An 18,389-nucleotide genomic window follows, 5' to 3' on the forward strand; every position below is an offset into this window, starting at 1 on the left:
GCCCCTCAATTAAGCCGTTTATGGAGCTTCTTTAAAATCAACTTTACGCTCGCCGTGCAGGGCGTCGACTAACTTAATAGTCTCCTGCTCTAAGGTCACCACAATAGTATCTATGCGGCGTAAAAAATAGCGGTGCATCACCAGTGCCGGTATTGCCACGCTTAAACCGGCGGCCGTGGTAATTAGGGCTTCAGAGATACCGCCCGCTAATACGCCCGCGTTGCCGGTGCCCTCAAGCATAATGGCAGTAAACACTTTAATCATACCGATAACTGTGCCCAACAAGCCCAGCAAAGGCGCTATGGCGCTAATAGTGCCCAGGGTGTCGAGAAAATGTTCTAAGTCGTGGATAACATGAGCGGCAGCTTCTTGTATGCTTTCTTTCATAACATCGCGGCCATGCATGGAATTACTAAGCCCTGCTGCCAAGATGCGGCCCAGCGGTGAACTGGCTTTGAGCTCACGCAACTTATTGGCGTCTAATTGATTGTTTTTAAGCCAGCCCCATACTTGCCCCAATAAATTACTGGGGGCAATTTTTTGTGGATTTAAAGCGATAATGCGCTCTACGCAGATAGCTACCGCTAAGATAGAACAGAGAATAATGGGTAGCATTAACCAGCCACCTGATGTTACCAATTCCAGCACATAAACCCCCACGCCCTTATGATTATTAGCGGGCATTATATGCGACCTATCTGCATTGAGCTACGTTGTTATTGCCAATAATAGGCTTTATTGGCTCGTTGCGACTGTATGGTGAACTCTGTCGCAGTGGCATCCAAGATTAATGCGCCCTGCTCGGCGGTATTAAAGCTACGGGCATTGAGTTGTTGATAGCGCTGTACCACTTTGTTGTTGGGGTGATTAAAACGATTTTTATAGCCCGTTGAATAAATCACTACCCTGGGTTGTACCCGTTTAATAAACGGCCAGGATGACGAACTTACACTGCCGTGGTGTGGGGCTAGCAAAATATCAGCCTGCAACTGCTGTTGATAGTCTGCCACCAATTGCTGCTCTCTGGCGCGCTCTATATCACCGGTTAATAATATTGTGTGATAAGCGTTGCTGACTTTTAACACGCAAGAAGCATTATTGCCGCTGCTGTTTTTGCTCTTATCAGCCGCCAAAAATTGAAAGTCTACCCCGTACCACTGCCAGCGCTGCTGCTGACAGTGCTGGGCGCCATAATAGTTAGGCTGTTGTTCGCCCCAATACACCTGCTTGACCTCAAGCTGCTGCAATAGCTGCGCGGCACCACCAGCGTGATCATTGTCGCCATGGCTAACAACCAGCACATCTAAGCTATCAATACCCTGTGACCTCAAATACGGCAGTATCACGCTATTAGCCATGCTGCCACCTTGCCAGGCGGCACCGGTATCAAATAATACGTGCTTGTCATTACTGCTGAGTAATACCGCTAGGCCCTGGCCCACATCAAATACCAGCGCCTGCAACTGATGCGCTGTTTTAGTTGGGCTGGGGTAATACCACAGCGGTATGCACAATAGGCAGGCCAGCCAGCGCCCCGGTATCGCTCTAGGTAATAACAGCAATAAACTGGCAGATAGCAGTAATAATGCCCCTAACCAGTTGTGGACACCGCCATATAACACTGGCGCATGCGCTACTAATAACTCTAATGCCGCCATAAATTGTGCCAGCATGGTATTGGCAGCCAGCCACAGAGCTTGCGAGATTAAGCCTTGATCTAGCAGGCTTAGCAAAGCCGCCAGCATTAAGCCCGGCACTAACAGCAAGCTAAACACGGGGATGGCGATAACATTCACCAGCACTGCCACCAGCGGTGCTTGTTGGAACAGCAGCAATAGCACAGGGGTAAGACCAACAAACACCGCCCACTGCGCCCTAAGCCAGGGTTGCTGCCAAAACTTGAGCTGACCGGGCTGGGCCGTGTAGCGGAGACTACAGCACAGTAATATGGCGGCCACCGCCATAAATGATAGGTAAAACGAGGGGCTGATTACCGCCAAAGGATCCAGCAATAAACACAGCAATAAGGCTAAGTTGTAGCGATACCACAATGACAAGTGGCGGCAAAAAAGTAGGCTCAACATAAACACCCACACCATAATCACCGCTCGCTGTGTGGGCAGTGAGAAGCCTGCGGCGGCGGCATAGGCTCCTGCAAAAATACAGGCTGTCACACAGGCATAGGCTATGACATGCTGGGGCTGCAGTAGCAATGCCAGCAAGCGCCCTAAATAAAATCCCAGCACCGCCAATATGCCTATATGGAGCCCAGATATAACCCATAAATGGATGGTGCCAGTGGTGCTTAATAGCTGCCATTGCTCGCTGCTAACCCCTCGTTTGTCAGCTAATAACAGCGCCTTAATGAGACTGGCATGGCTCAAACCCTGTAGCTGCAAATCTAAAAACTTGGCGGCACGCCAGCGCCAGTAATCTATGCTGTTATAGCGCTGGCCCAGTAGTTGGTTATGGGCGCTAGTGACTACCTTACCCTGGCCATCTATGCCCTGTTGCAGCAGCCAGGCCTGGTAGTCAAAACCCGCGGGGTTACTCAGTCCACGAGGTGGTCGCAAGCTGACGCTGAGCTGCCAGTGCTGGCCGGGGATTAGCGTGGGGCCGTTATACCAATACAGCTGCACTTTTTGTAACGCTAGCTCTACCCCAACTGCGGTTTGGCTGTTTTGCAGCTGCAGCTCAAAACGCTGCAGGTTTTGCCCGTATTTCATGCTGTGTTTGGGTAAGCCAACCACAACACCGCTAAGCGCTAGGGTCTGGTCTTCCAGATTGGGCGCTAAGCGCTGTGCTAACAGACGCTGGCCATAGTGATTACCATAGGCCAGGCCCAGCAGTAGCAGCAATAACAGGATCAGGTAAGGCTGATAGCTTTGATGCCTCAAGCGCAGGCATAGCAGCAATAAAGCTACACCGGCAATAAGCAGTAGGTAGGGTGAGAGTAAATAAGGTAAGCCTGCCGCCAAGGCTATGCCTAAGCTAAGCGCAACCATCCGTGATTGCATGATACTGTTTCCGTTATTGAGTACTTGAAGGCATAATATGCGCCATTTATTGGCATTTCTACAAATTGAGAGTTAAGGGATAACGCCGTTTACTATGAGCAAGAAGTTTATTCAGCGTTTCTTACCCGATCCAGCATGGATTAAAAATCATCAGTCACTGCACTTTTTGGGTGACTGGTTACACGACCCCAATATTTGGCATCTCAATCGCCGCAGCGCTTCTATCGCCGTGTTTATAGGCCTGTTTATCGCCTTTGTACCGCTGCCCTCGCAAATGCTAATGGCTGCCATTATGGCCGTATTACTTAGGGTTAATTTGCCGCTGTCGGTATTATTAGTATGGACCAGCAACCCCATTACTATGCCGCCGCTATTTTACATGGCGTATAAAGTGGGCTTTGCCCTGATCGGCGACAATCACGCGCCCGCCTTTCATTTTGAACTGTCTTGGCAGTGGCTGAGTACAGGCCTTGCTAATATTTGGCAGCCGTTTTTACTGGGCTGTTTTGTGTGCGGCCTATTCTTTGGCTTGCTGGGCAGCGCCCTAACCCGCTTGGCCTGGCGCTGGCATGTAATACACCTGTGGCATAAGCGCCGCCTGAGCCGTCTGCCCGTTAAAAAATAGCACTACTCGTAACGCAGTGCTTCTGCTGGCCTGACCTTGGCGGCGCGCCAGGCCGGGTAGATAGTCGCTAAGATGCTCATCGTAAAGGCCGTGCCAGCCACTAAGCTAACATCCCACCAGCGCATATCCACCGGCAAGTAATCTACTGGGTAAACATCGGAGTTTAGAAACTGGTACTGCAGTAATTGCTCTAGGCCCGCTACCATATCACCTACACTGGCACTCAGCCCTAAACCCAGCAGCACGCCAAACACCGTGCCTACCAAGCCTATTAAGCTGCCCTGCACGACAAAAATCATCATCACTTGCCTAGGGCTGGCGCCCAAAGTGCGTAGGATGGCAATATCGCCCTGTTTGTCGGTGACTACCATCACCAGCGCTGACACCACATTAAAAGCGGCCACGGCAATAATAATAAACAACATTAAACCCACCAGCTGTTTAGAGAGTTGTATGGCGGAATATAAATTGCCATGGCTGCGGGTCCAATCGCGGCTGCTATAGCCATAGGGTAGATTTTGTTCTATCTCCCAAGCGACACGCGGCGCTGAAAAGGTATTGTGCAGTAACAACCGCAGGCCTTGCGCCGAGGGGTTGCCAGCCAATAAAGGCTGAGCACTAGCCAGTGACAGTAATATCACCGACTGATCGAGCTCGGTGCCGGTGTTAAATTGTTCCAGTAGTTGCAGCCGTTTAAAAATAGGCTGGGTTTTGCCCTGAGCAGATTGCTGAGGAATCATGATATTGACGTGATCACCGCTGTGTAAATTTAAACGCTGGGCTAAGGCACGGCCTATAATTACAGAGTCCGCCTGTTGATCTAACTGCTGCAAGGCCTGCGGCTGAATAAATTGATCAATAATAGAAACCTGCGCTTCACGCTTTACGTCTATGCCGTAAATCATCACTGACTCTACATCGGTGCCGTGCAATAACATGCCGCCCAGTTGTACAAAAGGTGCGGCGGCAGCCACCTGAGGGTGCTGACGTATAATGCTTTCCACCGCCGGCCAATCACTGTGTTCGCCATGACTGCTAATCGTGATATGCGGTACTAAACCTAAAATACGCTCGCGCATTTCTTTATCAAAGCCATTCATCACCGATAGCACAACGATTAATAAAGCCACGCCCACAGTCATGCCCAGCATAGAAACCAAGGAGATAAACGACACCAACTGGCTGCGCCGTTTAGCACCGGCGTAGCGCAGGCCTATAAAAAATGAGCAGGGTTTAAACATGGCCTTAACTAACCTCAGCCTGCAAATGTAACTGCCCTTCGAATAAGCTATACACTTTATTCATGCGCTGCGCCAAGGACATATCGTGAGTGACAATAATAAAGCTGGTATCCAAGTTGCGATTGAGTTCGGCCATTAGCTGATGTATGTCGTCGGCGGTGTGTTGATCTAAATTACCCGTGGGCTCATCCATTAATACACATTGTGGCGCAGTGACTAAGGCGCGGGCAATGGCAACGCGTTGGCGCTCGCCGCCCGATAATTCACTGGGTTTATGTTGTAAACGTTGCCCCAGCCCCACCCGCTGCAAAAAATCGGTGGCCTGTGTTTTAGCCTGTTTTGCAGAGCAGCTACCTAATAACAGTGGCATGGCCACATTTTCCAGAGCACTAAACTCGCCTAATAAATGATGGAATTGATAAACAAAACCCAAATGTTGCTGGCGTAAAAAACCGCGCTGGGTTTCTGATAAATCATTAAAGGACTGGCCGCTAATACTAACGCTGCCCTGGCTGGGCAAATCTAAACCACCCAACATATTTAACAGCGTTGATTTACCCGACCCCGAAGCCCCAACTATGGCCAGCATTTCGCCTGCGGCCACTTGCAGGTTGACGCCCTGCAGTACCGCCAATTGCTCTGGCCCTTGCTGGTAACTTTTATAAACATTTTCACAGGCTAAAACGATAGCTTGGGATTGAGCTGGGGGTTGAGGTTGAGAATTCAAGCGACACCTTCTTTATCAGTATTATTCATAGCGCAAAGCTTCGGCTGGGTGAATATTAGCCGCGCGCATAGCGGGGTATATAGTGGCTAAAGCGCTAAGTAAAAAGCCAGCACCGGCAATAATGGCGACATCTTGCCACTGCACCAGCGAGGGGATTTTACTTATAAAATAAACATTGGGGTTAAATACCGTAAGGCCCAGCCAAGATTCCACTGTTGCCACTACCTCCCCCACATAAAAAGCTAAGGGTAAGCCCAGTACTATGCCCAGTAAAATACCGCCGCTACCTACCGCCATGCCCTGTATCATAAAAATATTGCGTATGGCCTTGGGTGACATACCCATGGTGCGCAGTACTGCTATATCCGAGCGTTTGTCGGCCACCATCATGGTTAAAATAGAAATAATATTAAACGCAGCTATGGTCACTATCACTAACAGCAGCAAGGTGATCATGGTTTTTTCCATTTTCATAGCTTGAAATAAACTGCCCTGTGATTGCTGCCAACTGCTGGCTATCGCGCCGGGAAATAATTGTTGGGCCAATTGTGGTAATAGTGTGGGCGCAGAAAAAATATCTTCCAGCTCCACACGCAAGCCGGTAACTGCCTGGCCCAATTGAAATAGCTTTTGGCCATCGGCTAAATGAATAAATGCGGTATCGCTATCTAGCTGTGCGCCCACGCTAAAAATGGCAACAACGGTAAAACGCTTGACTCTGGGGTACACCCCTACCGGTGTAATCGTCACCTTGGGTAGCATGACGGTAACTTCATCCCCCGGCCTGACACCTAAGTACCTAGCTAAAATATCCCCCAACACTATGCCGTAGCGCCCCGGCGCTAATTGCGTCATATCGCCAGCAATCATGTGATCGGCCATGGACCATACGCCCTGCTCCAAGCTGGGATCTATGGCATTTAAACGCGCATTGCGCAGCAGGCCATAGCGGCTAAGCATAATATTGCCCGCCACATAGGGGGCTGCTGCCTTAACCCCTGGCTGTTGGGCTAATTGCTGCTGCCAACGTGGCCACTCTTTTAATGCTGGCTGAGCGGTAATATGGCCATGGGGCAATACCGATAGTATGCGGCCACGCAGTTCGGCTTCAAAGCCGTTCATTACCGACAGCACTACAATTAACGCCAGCACACCTAACACCATGCCCAATAAGGAAATTAATGAGACAAAGGAGATAAACTGGTTGCGGCGTTTGGCCTGTGTGTAGCGCAGCCCTATAAACAGGGCTAGGGGCTTATACATAGTTATTTATTATTACCGTTACAGATTAAAAACTTAGCGCTACACTTAGCTATGGATGATCAGTCTTATTTAGCTTTTCATAATCTAAGCTAGTTATAAGCCAACCTTGGCCCGCATCATAGCGAGCCTAGTGCGCACTGGTAAAGCTGAATCAAAACCCGAGCAAAACCCAAGCAAAACAGAGTGTAACCCATCTATGGATAAATCGTCTCCTTCTAATGGCAACCCCTTCGATATAGGGGATATGCGTAATTACTTTCGGGTTAGCTCTGAAGTCAAGGTGCGCACGGTGGTGTGTAGCAAGCAGCAAGTTGACAAGGACCTGTGGCCACAGGCCTTAGCCAAAAGCCCCGCCCTACAATTAGTAGAGACCTTAAGAAACACTGAGCACGAAGCCGCCCCGCTGTTGCGCAGCATAGGCGAGCAAAACCGCGCCATAGAACAGTATTTACGCAACATCAATAAACGCATAGAGCTAATCGCCAATCATTTAAATAACCACGACGAACAGGCCCACGACAGCCAAGAGCAGCAAGTTTTGATCAGCGAGGGCGGTATAGAGTTTAGTATAGAGAGCCTAAGCAAAATTAAACTGCACGACTATTTAGCGCTGGAATTGGTATTAAACTTGTCACAGTTAGCGCTATCGCTGTTTGGTAAGGTGATCAATGTGCGTGAAAAAAATAATCGCTATTTGATAGGTGTAGAGTTTGTGGCCCTTAAAGAGCTGGATAGGCAGCAGTTGGCCAAGCATGTGATACAGCAACAGTTAGTGGATAAGCGCGACGCCAAAAGCGAATCTTAAATAGCGCTGCCAGCGGCAAATAAGCGCATAAAAAAAGGGGCGCAAGCTTAATCGCTGCGCCCCTTTTTGCTGGCCATTTAGTGGCCGTTTTATTTTTTCGTGGCGTCGTAGGCCAAATCGCTGGCACTGGTTTTGGCAGTAGTTGCCACCCTGTCATTCTCTTCGTCACAGACTTGCTTGTCACCACCGCAAACATCACAAGCGGTTTCCATGCCTAGGGCACTCATACCACCGCAGGAACCCTTAATGGGCTTTTTGCCTAGAATTACACCTACGGCCATGGCGGCAATTACAAAGGCGATAAAACAAAAGGTAATGATAAATGTGGCCATGATAGTGTCTCGTTGTTTGCTGTACCGGGGTCAGACCCCGAAGGGCTCTGACCCCTTAATCTGGTTTGATTAGGGGACAGAGCGCTGCGCGGTCTGTCCCCGTAAAGTATTGGGGTGTTGACCCCCCATACTTTACTGCAAATAAGGCCTAAAAGCATCGCTATATTTGGCTTCAAAACCCTTATCAGTTTTAACTAATAGGTATATAGCTAAGCCCTGCTGTTGCGCCAGCGCTAGCCCTGCCTCAGGCCCCATCACATTAATGGCAGTGGCTAAGCCATCGGCCTGTGCGGCCTCATCGGCAATCACCGTAACCGAGGCCAAGTTATGCGCAATAGGCTTGCCGGTAATCGGTGAAATAGTATGGGAATAACGTTGGCCGTCTTTTTCAAAATAATTGCGGTAATCACCTGAGGTGGCGACGGCTTTATCACTAATGGCTATGGCTTTATAGGCCTGGCCATAGCTACCATCAGGCTGCTCTATGGCTATACGCCACGGCTGGCCTTTAGGGTTGAGGCCGTTGAGGCGTAATTCGCCACCCACTTCTACCATAAAGTGGCTATAGCCCTGCTCTAGCAATAAATCTGCTAGCTGATCAACACCGTAGCCTTTGGCTATAGCCGAGAGATCAATTTGCAAGTCGGTTTTTTTGCTGATTTCTATGCTGCCTATATTGAGCTCTATATTTTGAAAACCGGCATCGGCTAATAGGCTATCAATTTGCGACTGGCTGGGCACTCTATCTTCATGGCCGCTATTGCCAAAGCCCCAAGCGTTAACCAGGGGGCCTACGGTTACATCAAAAGCGCCGCCAGTTAACCAGCTTATTTCCATGCTTTGTAACAGCACATGAAACAGCTCTGGGCTAACTTGCTGCCACTGCCCCGCCGGCAGACGATTGAATTGCATTAATTCAGAGTCAGCGATGTAAGTAGACATCTGTTGATTGATTTGTTGCAGGCGTTTATCGACCAAAGCCTGTATAGCTGGGCCATCGATAGCTTGCTCGCCGTGCACCACGGTGATGTGGTAAGTGGTACCCATAGTCTTGCCGCTAAGCTTTAGCGCCGCAAGCGGCTGCTCGCTGCAAGCAGAGAGTAAAGTACTAACAATTAAAACAAAAACGGAGAGCACTAGTGCTCTCCGTTGCGATAAAAACCTCATGTTTAGGTGAACTCGTCTAGCATGATGTTTTCTTTTTCCACACCCAGATTAGTCAGCATACCGATAACCGCTGAGTTCATCATTGGGGGGCCACACATATAGTATTCACAGTCTTCCGGCGCCTGGTGATCTTTCAGGTAGGCGTCGTGTAATACATTGTGAATAAAGCCGGTTAAACCGTCCCAGTTATCTTCAGGCTGTGGATCACTTAATGCTAAGTGCCAAGTGAAGTTGGGGAACTCTTTAGCCAGTTGATCGTACTCTTCGGCGTAAAAAACTTCACGCAATGAGCGAGCACCGTACCAGAAAGTAATCTTACGATCGGTTTTTAAGCGCTTAAGCTGATCAAAAATGTGCGAGCGCATGGGGGCCATACCTGCACCACCACCTACAAACACCATTTCGTTATCAGTGTCTTTGGCAAAGAATTCACCGAAGGGACCCATAACCTTAACTTTATCGCCTGGCTTGAGGTTAAATACCCAAGAAGACATTTTACCTGGCGTTAATGATAGGTTGTTTGGTGGCGGCGTAGCACAACGGATGTTGAACTTCACTATGCCCTTTTCTTCTGGGTAGTTAGCCATAGAGTAAGCACGGATAACGGGCTCATCAACTTTAGAAACTACATCTAAAAAGCCAAAGCGTTCCCAGTCACCTTTATACTCATCACCTAGATCAAAGTCAGAGTACTTCACCGTATGTGGTGGGCACTCTAGCTGTACATAACCACCGGCGCGGAAATCTACATCTTCGCCTTCAGGCAGTGTTAACACTAGCTCTTTGATAAAAGTAGCCACGTTGTCGTTGCTGGCAACCGTGGTTTCCCACTGCTTAATACCAAACACTTCTTCAGGCACTTCAATTTTCATGTCTTGCTTAACAGGTGTTTGGCAAGATAGGCGCAAGCCCTCGCGTGCTTCACGCTTGGTGAAGTGAGGCTCTTCAGTAGGCAGCATAGAGCCGCCACCTTCGGTAACAACACACTTACACTGGGCGCAGCTACCGCCGCCGCCACAGGCCGAGGCTAAAAACACGCCGTTGTTAGCCAGAGTTTGTAACAATTTGTCACCGGCCGGAACCGATAAAGTTTTTTCACCATTAATTTCGATATTGACGTTGCCAGAGCTCACCATACGTGAGCGGGCAAACAAGATGACCACGACCAGCGCTAAAACGATGGCGGTGAACATCACAACACCGAGAACGATTACTGTATTCATAATATTCCTCTATCTTCTCGGTTACAGGTCTATACCACCGAATGACATGAAGCCTAACGACATCAAACCAACGGTGATAAAGGTAATGCCTAAGCCTTGCAGGCCTGCAGGTACATCGCTGTACTTCATCTTTTCGCGTATACCCGCCAAAAGAATAATTGCCAGCGCCCAACCGATACCCGAACCGGCACCAAACACTACAGACTCGCCAAAACCGTACTCACGCTCAACCATAAAGAGTGAAGCACCCATGATGGCGCAGTTTACAGTGATTAAAGGCAGGAATACGCCCAGTGCGTTATATAGCGCTGGTATAAACTTGTCCAAAAACATTTCCAGGATTTGAACCATTGCAGCGATTACGCCGATGTAGCTCAATAAGCCCAAAAAGCTTAGGTCCACGCTTGCGTAGTCTGGGCTAATCCAAACCAAAGCGCCTTCTCTAAGCAGATAGTTATAGATCAGGTAGTTGACCGGTACAGTGATGGTTAACACCACTATTACCGCAATACCCAGGCCTATAGCTGCCTGCATTTTTTTCGAAAGTGCCAATAGCGTACACATGCCTAAAAAGAAGGCTAACGCCATGTTTTCGATGAAAATCGCTTTAACAAATAAACTCAGATAATGTTCCATTTACACACTCTCCTGGGCGCTAGTGTTTTTCGCCATTTTGAATTCAGGAGTTTCAACTTGATCAGTTTTAGCGGTACGTAAAGCCCAAATAAATAAACCGATTAAGAAGAACGCACTAGGTGGTAATAGTAATAAACCGTTAGGGATATACCAGCCGCCATCGTTAACTAAAGGCAGTATCTCGTAGCCCATTAATTTACCTGAGCCAAACAGCTCACGAATTACCGCTACAAAAACCAATACCGCACTGTAGCCCAAGCCATTACCTACACCGTCGAAAAAGCTAGGGATAGGCGAGTTTTTCATCGCAAAGGCTTCTGCCCTACCCATAACAATACAGTTAGTAATGATTAAGCCTACAAATACCGAAAGCTGCTTACTGATTTCATAAGCAACAGCTTTTAGCACTTGGTCTACCACGATTACCAGCGAGGCAATAATTACCATCTGTACGATGATACGAATGCTGCCAGGAATATGGTTGCGGATTAATGAAATACAAAAGTTAGAACAAGCGGTTACTGCGATTACAGACAAACACATAACCAGAGTAACTTTTAAGCTTGAAGTAACCGCCAAGGCAGAACAAACACCCAACACCTGTAAGGCAATGGGGTTGTTCTTAAAAATGGGCTCTATTAAAGAGTCTTTAATCTTAGACATGATTAAGCCTCCCCTGCACGTAAGTTAGTGAGGAATTTTTGGAAACCCATTTCGCCCAGCCAAAACTGAACGAGATTGGTTACACCGCGGCTGGTCAAGGTCGCACCCGCCAAACCATCAACCTCATAGGCTATAGTTGACGATTGAGGGTTTACTGAGCCTTTAACCAGTTGAATTTTGACATCGTCGCCTTGGTAGGCTTTTTTGCCAGGCCACATAGACTTCCACTTAGGGTTGTCTACTTCACCACCCAAACCAGGAGTTTCGGCGTGATCATAAAAGCCCAAACCAGCGATGGTGTTTAAGTCATCCTCTAAAGCTAAGAAGCCGTGCAAAGTTGACCACAGACCTTTACCGCGAATAGGTAAAATAATTTTGTCTAGTTCGCCCGCTTTTTCGATCACATAAACCACAGCGTAGTTTTCGCGACGTAAGATTTTAGCCTGGTCGTTTTCGCCCAATACCACTGACTGCTCAGGGTTTTTGGCTAAACGTAGCTGGTCAAAGGTTGCTGTATCAAATTGGTCGGTAAAAACACCCTTGTCTAAATCGACTATGCGGGTTTTAACCTGTTCAAATTGCTCAGTAACCGGCTTGCTAGCGTCTAGCAAACCCGCAGCGGCAAGAATATTTGTTTGACGGTCTAATAATTTATTGGCTTTCTGCATGTCTTTTAAAAGAACTGCAGCACCAGAGACCACCATAGAACAAACAATACATAGCGCCAGGGCTACGGTAATAGTTTTTGATGTTGTTTCTTTAGACACGTGCAAGCCTCCGTTTAATATTGGCCTGAACCACAAAGTGGTCAATGAACGGCGCGAATAAGTTAGCGAATAAAACGGCTAGCATCATGCCCTCTGGGAATGCTGGGTTAACCACACGGATAATGACTACCATGAAGCCTATCAACAAACCAAAGAACCATTTGCCGGCATCCGTCATAGAAGCCGATACAGGGTCAGTCGCCATAAAGAACATGGCAAAGGCAAAGCCACCTAACACTAGGTGCCACTCCCAAGACATGGCAAACATGGGGTTAGAGTCTGAGCCTATGAGGTTAAATAAGGTAGACGTAGCCACCATACCTAACATCACACCCACAACAATGCGCCATGAAGCAATGCGCGTCCACAACAGGATTAAGCCACCAATTAAAATGGCTAAAGTTGAAGTCTCACCCATGGAGCCTTGGATATTACCGATAAAGGCCTGGTTCCAAGTCATGGCTTGCTGTAAGGCAGCCATGCCGTCACTGGCAGCGATCGATAAAGCGGTAGCGCCGGTGTAGCCATCTATAGCAGTCCAAACCGCATCACCCGACATTTGCGCAGGGTAAGCGAAGAACAAGAAAGCACGGCCCGCTAAAGCAGGGTTTAAGAAGTTTTTACCGGTGCCGCCAAATACTTCCTTACCTATAACAACACCAAAGGTAATACCTAAGGCCACTTGCCATAAAGGAATAGACGGTGGGCAGATTAACGCGAATAGAATAGAGGTTACGAAGAAACCTTCGTTAACTTCATGGCCGCGTTTCATCGCAAACAGCACTTCCCAGAAGCCACCTACGATAAAGGTAACCGCATATACGGGCAGGAAGTACATGGCACCTAACCACATATTATCCCAAATGCTGCTGGGGTCATTACCAGCAAACAAGCCTAGTAAGGCATAACGCCAGTCCTCGCCTACAACGATAGAAGGGTCGGCAGCTAAAATGCTGTTAGCTTGAAAACCAATATTCCACATACCAAAAAACATGGCGGGGAATACACATAACCAAACGGTAATCATCATGCGCTTAAGGTCTATACCGTCGCGTACGTGAGCCGTGGTTTTGGTAGTTGAACCCGGAGTATAAAAAATAGTGTCTGCAGCTTCGTAAAGCGCATACCACTTTTCCCATTTACCGCCTTGGTGAAAGTGCGGCTCTAAATCATCTAATATTTTTCTTAGCGCCATGGGTTAACCCTCCTTCTCTATGCGAGTCAGGTTATCGCGAAGAATCGGACCATACTCATATTTACCCGCACATACATAAGTACATAGGGCTAGATCTTCTTCATCAAGCTCTAAACAACCTAAAGCTTGTGCCATTTCTGTATCACCCACAATTAATGAACGCAGTAATTGAGTAGGTAAAATATCTAAAGGCATTACTGCTTCGTAGTTACCTACCGGTACCATGGCGCGCTCGCTGCCATTAGTGGTGGTGGTAAAGTTAAACAGCTTGCTCTTCATAAACTGGGAGATATAAATGCCCAAGGTTGAGTGCTTATTCGCACCAGCAGACATCCAGCCCATAAACTCACGCTCATCACCTTCAAGTAATACACTCACTTGATTGTGGTAACGGCCTAAGTAAGAAACAGAAGCCTGAGCATTGCGGCCACCTAATATAGAACCGCTAATAATACGGTTCTCACCGGCTTTGCACTGGCCTGCAGTTAATTGCTGCAAATCAGCACCTAGGCGCGTGCGCACTAAGCGTGGCTGCTCTACCTGTGGACCAGCTAAGGCGATAACGCGATCGGTGTATAGCTTACCTTCGGTGAAGGTTTTACCTATGGCGATAACGTCTTGGTAGCCTATAGTCCAGGCAAACTTGTTGGCGTTTACTGGATCTAAGTGATGTATATGGGTGCCGGCTAAACCTGCAGGGTGTGGGCCAGCAAATTCTTCGGCCTGCACGCCAGCAACGCTAGGTACGTCAGTACCTGGAGCCTTACAAACAAAAACCTTAGCAGCAAGTTTGGCGATAACATTAAGGCCATCGGCAAAGGCTTGCTTTTGTTCGGCAATCACTACAGCTGGGTCAGCTGCCAGTGGGTTGGTATCTATGGCCGTAACAAAGATAGAGCTAGCTTGGCTGGCAGGTGCTGGCACACGGCTGTAGGGGCGCGTTCTAAACGCAGTCCACAGGCCAGTGTTAACCAAATTTGCAACAGCGTCTTCACGGCTCACAGTCGCTGGATCTAGTTGTGGGAAAGATTCAAATTCATCTTCCTCAACATCGATAACCAGTGACTGAAATACACGCTTGTCACCACGGTTAATAGCCGAAACTACGCCGGTGGCTGGTGCGGTAAATTGTACACCGTCAGTTTTCTTGTCAGTAAAGATTAGCTGGCCTGTTTTGACCCTATCTCCTGCTTGCACCGCCATGGTGGGTTTCATCCCAACATAGTCATAGCCGATTACCGCAACGGCCCTAGTTTTAGGGCCCTCTTGAATAACCTGCTCAGGCGCACCAGTAATAGGCAAGTCCAAACCCCGATTGATTTTAATCATAGGATGCCGATTCTCGTTTTAGTGAGCGTTAAGTGTAAAAATTAAGGGGAAACACGCTTGTTTAGTTTGTTATTGATGATAAATCACCCCAAAACTCCAGCGTAAGCATAGACCAAAATAGGTCGAACATTCGCCAGAACCACAAACCGCAGGCGTACCTCTCCAAAAATGGGCGCAATTATAAAGACCTAGGCAGGGAATAGCTATATGTAAAACCCCTATTTAACTGATATCACAGGGGTTTTGCGGGGAATTTAGGGCGTAATTAGGGTAAACATCGACTGCAAGGCAGGTGCTTATGGTGTTTCCCACAGCAAACAACAGCGGCTAAAAATAGCCAATTTAGCACCCTGCGAGGCTGGCTGTGCGCATAAGCCCATAGCCGAATACCGCCTATTGCCGCCCTATTTGGGCTTGACGCTGGCCATGGTTTGGAAGATATCTACTGGCAAGGGAAACACTATGGTAGAGCTTTTATCGCCAGCGATATCAGTGAGGGTTTGCATATAGCGCAGCTGTATCGCCTGCGGCTCTTGCGCCAGGGTTTGGGCGGCACTTAACAATTTGGCGGCCGCTTGATCTTCACCTTCGGCGTGTATCACCTTGGCGCGGCGCTCCCGCTCGGCCTCGGCCTGCTTGGCAATGGCGCGTATCATGCTCTCGTCCAGATCCACATGCTTAATCTCCACGTTAGAGACTTTAATGCCCCAGGCATCGGTTTGCTTGTCCAGGCTCTCTTGTATATCGGCATTAAGGGTTTCCCGTTCAGCCAGCATTTCGTCCAGCTCGTGCTGCCCTAGCACCGAGCGCAAAGTGGTTTGCGACAACTGGCTGGTGGCATTGAGAAAATCCTCTACCTGAATAATGGACTTTTGCGGGTCGATTACCCGAAAATACACCACCGCATTGACCTTGACTGAAACATTGTCGCGCGAAATTACGTCCTGAGTAGGCACATCCATCACCACGGTGCGCAAATCCACCCGCACCATTTGTTGCAATATGGGTATGACCACAATCAACCCTGGCCCTTTAACCTTATAAAAGCGTCCCAGCATAAAAATCACCCCGCGCTCGTACTCCCTTAGCACTCGGAATAGCGACAGTAAAAAAATTGCCGCCAGCGCCAATAAAGGGCCGTAATAGTAAAGTGTCGCCATGCTATATGCTCCTATAGTTTATCCACCTGCAAAATAACGCCCTCAGCTTTAATTACCCGCACCCTATCACCCGGTTGTAGCTCTGACTGGCAGCTTACCTGCCATTGCTCGCCCTGTAATTGCACCATGGCCTTACCCTTGTGCATGGCCACCACCTGCGTAGTTAAGCCCTGCATGGGCGAGATGCCAGACACCAGCTGTTGCTTGCGGGCACGCACAATCATACCCAGCACAAAGACCAGCACCGCTGCGCTAGCCGTAGCAAAACTCAAAATCACCGGCAGCGCAATTTGGTAAGCCGGTATGGTGGTATCCATCAAAATAATAGAGCCTATGATAAAGGCGGTGACGCCACCTAAGCCTAAAATACCAAAACTAGGCGCAAAGGCTTCGGCCACCATTAACATGACCCCCAGTGCGATTAGCGCCAAGCCGGCGTAGCTGATTGGCAGTACTTGAAAAGCATACAGCGCCAGCAATAAACACACCCCACCGATAATGCCGGGAAATAAGGTACCAGGGTTGTAGGCCTCCAAAATAAGCCCATAAATCCCCACCATCATTAAAATATAAGCAATATTAGGATCGGTAATGACAATTAAAAACTTGTTGCGCCAGTCGGGCTGGTGGTGGTGAACGGCCGCATCACCCAGCGCTAAAGTTAAGCTACGCCCCGCTGCCGTGACTTGCCGCCCCTGCAGCTGGCGCAACAAATCATCAACATCGCTGGCAATAATATCTATTACCTGTTGCTCCAAGGCCGCCTCCGCAGCAAGGCTGGCACCTGCGCGCACCGCCTTAACCGCCCAGGCCTTATTGCGGCCATGCAAATCTGCCAAGCCCTCTATATAGGCCACAGCATCATTAATCAGCTTTTGCTCCATGGCATTGGCAGGCTTGGCAGGGTTATCGCTATCGGGCTTGGCCTTTTCGGCATCAGGCTTTGGGGCTGAAGGTAAACTGGGGCTGGCAATTTGCACTGGTGTTGCCGCCCCCAAATTAGTGGCAGGTGCCATCGCCGCAATATGACTGGCATATAAAATATAGGTGCCCGCACTGGCTGCGCGCGAACCGCTTGGGGCCACATAGCTGGCTACAGGCACAGGGGAGGCGATTATCGATTTAATGATATCGCGCATGGCACTATCCAGCCCACCGGGGGTATCTATGCGCAGTATTAACAAATCAGCTTTAGCTTGCTCGGCTTGTTTAATGCCACGGATTAAATAATCGGCAGAGGCTGGGCCTACAGCGCCGCGCAGATCCAACAGCCAGACCGAGCTGGCGGCGGCACCGCTATTCAATGCCAGCAATAGGATTAGGCAAAATATTTTACTTAGCTTGCTCATGCGCAAGTATCCGACCAGCTCATAGTACTTTGAGTATAGACCCTGCCAGCGCTAACACCTTGCTACCGCGCCACCAGCCCATGCCCAACCTATACTGCCCTATAGCAAATATTATAAAAAGCCATTCAGTTAGGCTGTTTAATTCTCATCGCTTAATAGCAATTTTCTAAACTTATAGTAAGCAATATTAGCTGGAGGCCCTAGATGAATACCTTGACCCTAGACGGCTGGTGCAAACCCCAAGGCGCACCCAAATCCATGCCTATAGGCATGATCCACTTTCGCATCAGTGAACAAGACCATTTAAAGATGGAGCAGCTAGAAGACAAGCTGCAAAACAGCAGTGACCGCGACGTCATGCTGCCATTGGACATCAATCAACTGGAGCTAAAAACCCCCGACGACTGCGGGCCACTCTCAGACTGCCAGGCAAGAGTTTATATAAGCCCAAATAGCGGCCGAGGCCAGTTTCATTTAGTAGGCCACCGCGCCAGTGATGGCAGCTTGGTTTACACTAATGCTGTGATGGTGGATCAGTTGGGGTAGGCTGAGTATAGCCTGATTAATTAATTTATATTTTTTTAGTAGCTCAATTGATGGGAGGGGAGAAATAAAGCTTAAATTTATATCGCCACTTAAATTTGATGAGCATGGCCACGGCGTTGCCGAGCTCGAAAGTTATAGGGCTTACGTTCTGTTGTCATTAAGATACTCCTTGAGCGATATTGTCGCTTATTTAAAGTATCCGTTAAACTGGGGGAGGTTCACTCTGACCCCATACTTCACTATGTCCCATACTTCAATTCCGCCTCAAAACCCACTTCAACTATCAGATATAACGAACAAATAAAGAAATCAATAATATCAAAAACGACAAAACTAATAGAAAC

The 18,389-nt window shown here is 48.5% G+C and carries 18 protein-coding genes; 3 read left to right on the plus strand and 15 right to left on the minus strand.

Translation table 11 applies throughout. From position 1 onward, the window contains the following. Window positions 1–18: 18 nt before the first annotated feature. Together NO559_RS03885 and NO559_RS03890 are read right to left on the minus strand one after the other, a co-directional pair. Window positions 19–684, minus strand: a complete 666-nt coding sequence (locus NO559_RS03885; protein ID WP_375542733.1) for a MotA/TolQ/ExbB proton channel family protein — start codon at window positions 682–684, stop codon at window positions 19–21. A gap of 32 nt (window positions 685–716) precedes the next feature. After that, the gene (locus tag NO559_RS03890; RefSeq protein ID WP_258330477.1) at window positions 717–3,017 is read right to left on the minus strand and encodes a DNA internalization-related competence protein ComEC/Rec2; all 2,301 of its coding nucleotides are present in this window, start codon (window positions 3,015–3,017) and stop codon (window positions 717–719) included. Between the two features lie 94 nt (window positions 3,018–3,111). On the opposite strand from NO559_RS03890, the gene NO559_RS03895 reads away from it, so the two are divergent. Further along, window positions 3,112–3,642 carry a DUF2062 domain-containing protein gene (locus NO559_RS03895; protein WP_258330478.1) on the plus strand — a complete coding sequence of 177 codons (531 nt, stop codon included), beginning with the start codon at window positions 3,112–3,114 and terminating at the stop codon, window positions 3,640–3,642. A gap of 2 nt (window positions 3,643–3,644) precedes the next feature. Here NO559_RS03895 and NO559_RS03900 read toward each other — a convergent pair whose 3' ends face one another. The 3 genes from NO559_RS03900 to NO559_RS03910 are packed head-to-tail and all read right to left on the minus strand — an operon-like array spanning window position 3,645 to window position 6,873. Further along, the gene (locus tag NO559_RS03900) at window positions 3,645–4,883 is read right to left on the minus strand and encodes a lipoprotein-releasing ABC transporter permease subunit (protein WP_258330479.1); all 1,239 of its coding nucleotides are present in this window, start codon (window positions 4,881–4,883) and stop codon (window positions 3,645–3,647) included. A gap of 4 nt (window positions 4,884–4,887) precedes the next feature. Beyond that, window positions 4,888–5,610, minus strand: coding sequence for a lipoprotein-releasing ABC transporter ATP-binding protein LolD (gene lolD, locus NO559_RS03905; protein ID WP_258330480.1), 723 nt, complete (start codon window positions 5,608–5,610; stop codon window positions 4,888–4,890). A gap of 21 nt (window positions 5,611–5,631) precedes the next feature. Continuing rightward, window positions 5,632–6,873 carry a lipoprotein-releasing ABC transporter permease subunit gene (locus NO559_RS03910; protein ID WP_258330481.1) on the minus strand — a complete coding sequence of 414 codons (1,242 nt, stop codon included), beginning with the start codon at window positions 6,871–6,873 and terminating at the stop codon, window positions 5,632–5,634. Window positions 6,874–7,069: 196 nt separating this feature from the next. On the opposite strand from NO559_RS03910, the gene NO559_RS03915 reads away from it, so the two are divergent. Further along, a complete protein-coding gene (locus NO559_RS03915) occupies window positions 7,070–7,678 on the plus strand; it encodes a PilZ domain-containing protein (protein ID WP_258330482.1) in 609 nt (202 codons plus the stop codon). 89 nt (window positions 7,679–7,767) lie between these two features. On the opposite strand, the gene nqrM is transcribed toward NO559_RS03915, so the two are convergent. The 10 genes from nqrM to NO559_RS03965 all read right to left on the minus strand — a co-directional run bounded on the left by nqrM (window position 7,768) and on the right by NO559_RS03965 (window position 17,499). Beyond that, window positions 7,768–8,010, minus strand: a complete 243-nt coding sequence (gene nqrM, locus NO559_RS03920; RefSeq protein WP_258330483.1) for a (Na+)-NQR maturation NqrM — start codon at window positions 8,008–8,010, stop codon at window positions 7,768–7,770. A gap of 132 nt (window positions 8,011–8,142) precedes the next feature. Next, window positions 8,143–9,147 (minus strand): FAD:protein FMN transferase, encoded by a 1,005-nt coding sequence (locus NO559_RS03925; RefSeq protein WP_258330484.1) that lies wholly within the window; start codon window positions 9,145–9,147, stop codon window positions 8,143–8,145. 32 nt (window positions 9,148–9,179) lie between these two features. Next, window positions 9,180–10,400: an NADH:ubiquinone reductase (Na(+)-transporting) subunit F gene (gene nqrF, locus NO559_RS03930; protein WP_258330485.1), complete on the minus strand. Its 1,221-nt coding sequence runs from the start codon at window positions 10,398–10,400 to the stop codon at window positions 9,180–9,182. Window positions 10,401–10,421: 21 nt separating this feature from the next. Beyond that, on the minus strand, window positions 10,422–11,036 hold the full coding sequence (gene nqrE / locus NO559_RS03935) for an NADH:ubiquinone reductase (Na(+)-transporting) subunit E (RefSeq protein WP_258330486.1): 615 nt from the start codon (window positions 11,034–11,036) through the stop codon (window positions 10,422–10,424). Beyond that, window positions 11,037–11,699, minus strand: a complete 663-nt coding sequence (locus tag NO559_RS03940) for an NADH:ubiquinone reductase (Na(+)-transporting) subunit D (RefSeq protein WP_258330487.1) — start codon at window positions 11,697–11,699, stop codon at window positions 11,037–11,039. Window positions 11,700–11,701: 2 nt separating this feature from the next. After that, window positions 11,702–12,466, minus strand: a complete 765-nt coding sequence (locus NO559_RS03945; protein ID WP_258330488.1) for a Na(+)-translocating NADH-quinone reductase subunit C — start codon at window positions 12,464–12,466, stop codon at window positions 11,702–11,704. Continuing rightward, the gene (locus NO559_RS03950) at window positions 12,459–13,661 is read right to left on the minus strand and encodes an NADH:ubiquinone reductase (Na(+)-transporting) subunit B (RefSeq protein WP_258330489.1); all 1,203 of its coding nucleotides are present in this window, start codon (window positions 13,659–13,661) and stop codon (window positions 12,459–12,461) included. The genes NO559_RS03945 and NO559_RS03950 overlap by 8 nt, the downstream gene beginning before the upstream one ends. A 3-nt stretch (window positions 13,662–13,664) precedes the next feature. After that, a complete protein-coding gene (locus NO559_RS03955) occupies window positions 13,665–14,990 on the minus strand; it encodes a Na(+)-translocating NADH-quinone reductase subunit A (RefSeq protein ID WP_258330490.1) in 1,326 nt (441 codons plus the stop codon). Between the two features lie 404 nt (window positions 14,991–15,394). Continuing rightward, entirely contained in the window at window positions 15,395–16,150 is a 756-nt protein-coding gene (locus tag NO559_RS03960) for a slipin family protein (RefSeq protein ID WP_258330491.1), read from the minus strand. A gap of 11 nt (window positions 16,151–16,161) precedes the next feature. Further along, complete coding sequence (locus NO559_RS03965) at window positions 16,162–17,499, minus strand: nodulation protein NfeD (protein ID WP_258330492.1); 1,338 nt, start codon at window positions 17,497–17,499, stop codon at window positions 16,162–16,164. A gap of 204 nt (window positions 17,500–17,703) precedes the next feature. On the opposite strand from NO559_RS03965, the gene NO559_RS03970 reads away from it, so the two are divergent. Next, a complete protein-coding gene (locus NO559_RS03970) occupies window positions 17,704–18,045 on the plus strand; it encodes a hypothetical protein (RefSeq protein ID WP_258330493.1) in 342 nt (113 codons plus the stop codon). Window positions 18,046–18,389 lie beyond the last annotated feature (344 nt).

Source organism: Dasania sp. GY-MA-18, assembly GCF_024734385.1.
GTDB lineage: Bacteria > Pseudomonadota > Gammaproteobacteria > Pseudomonadales > Dasaniaceae > Dasania > Dasania phycosphaerae.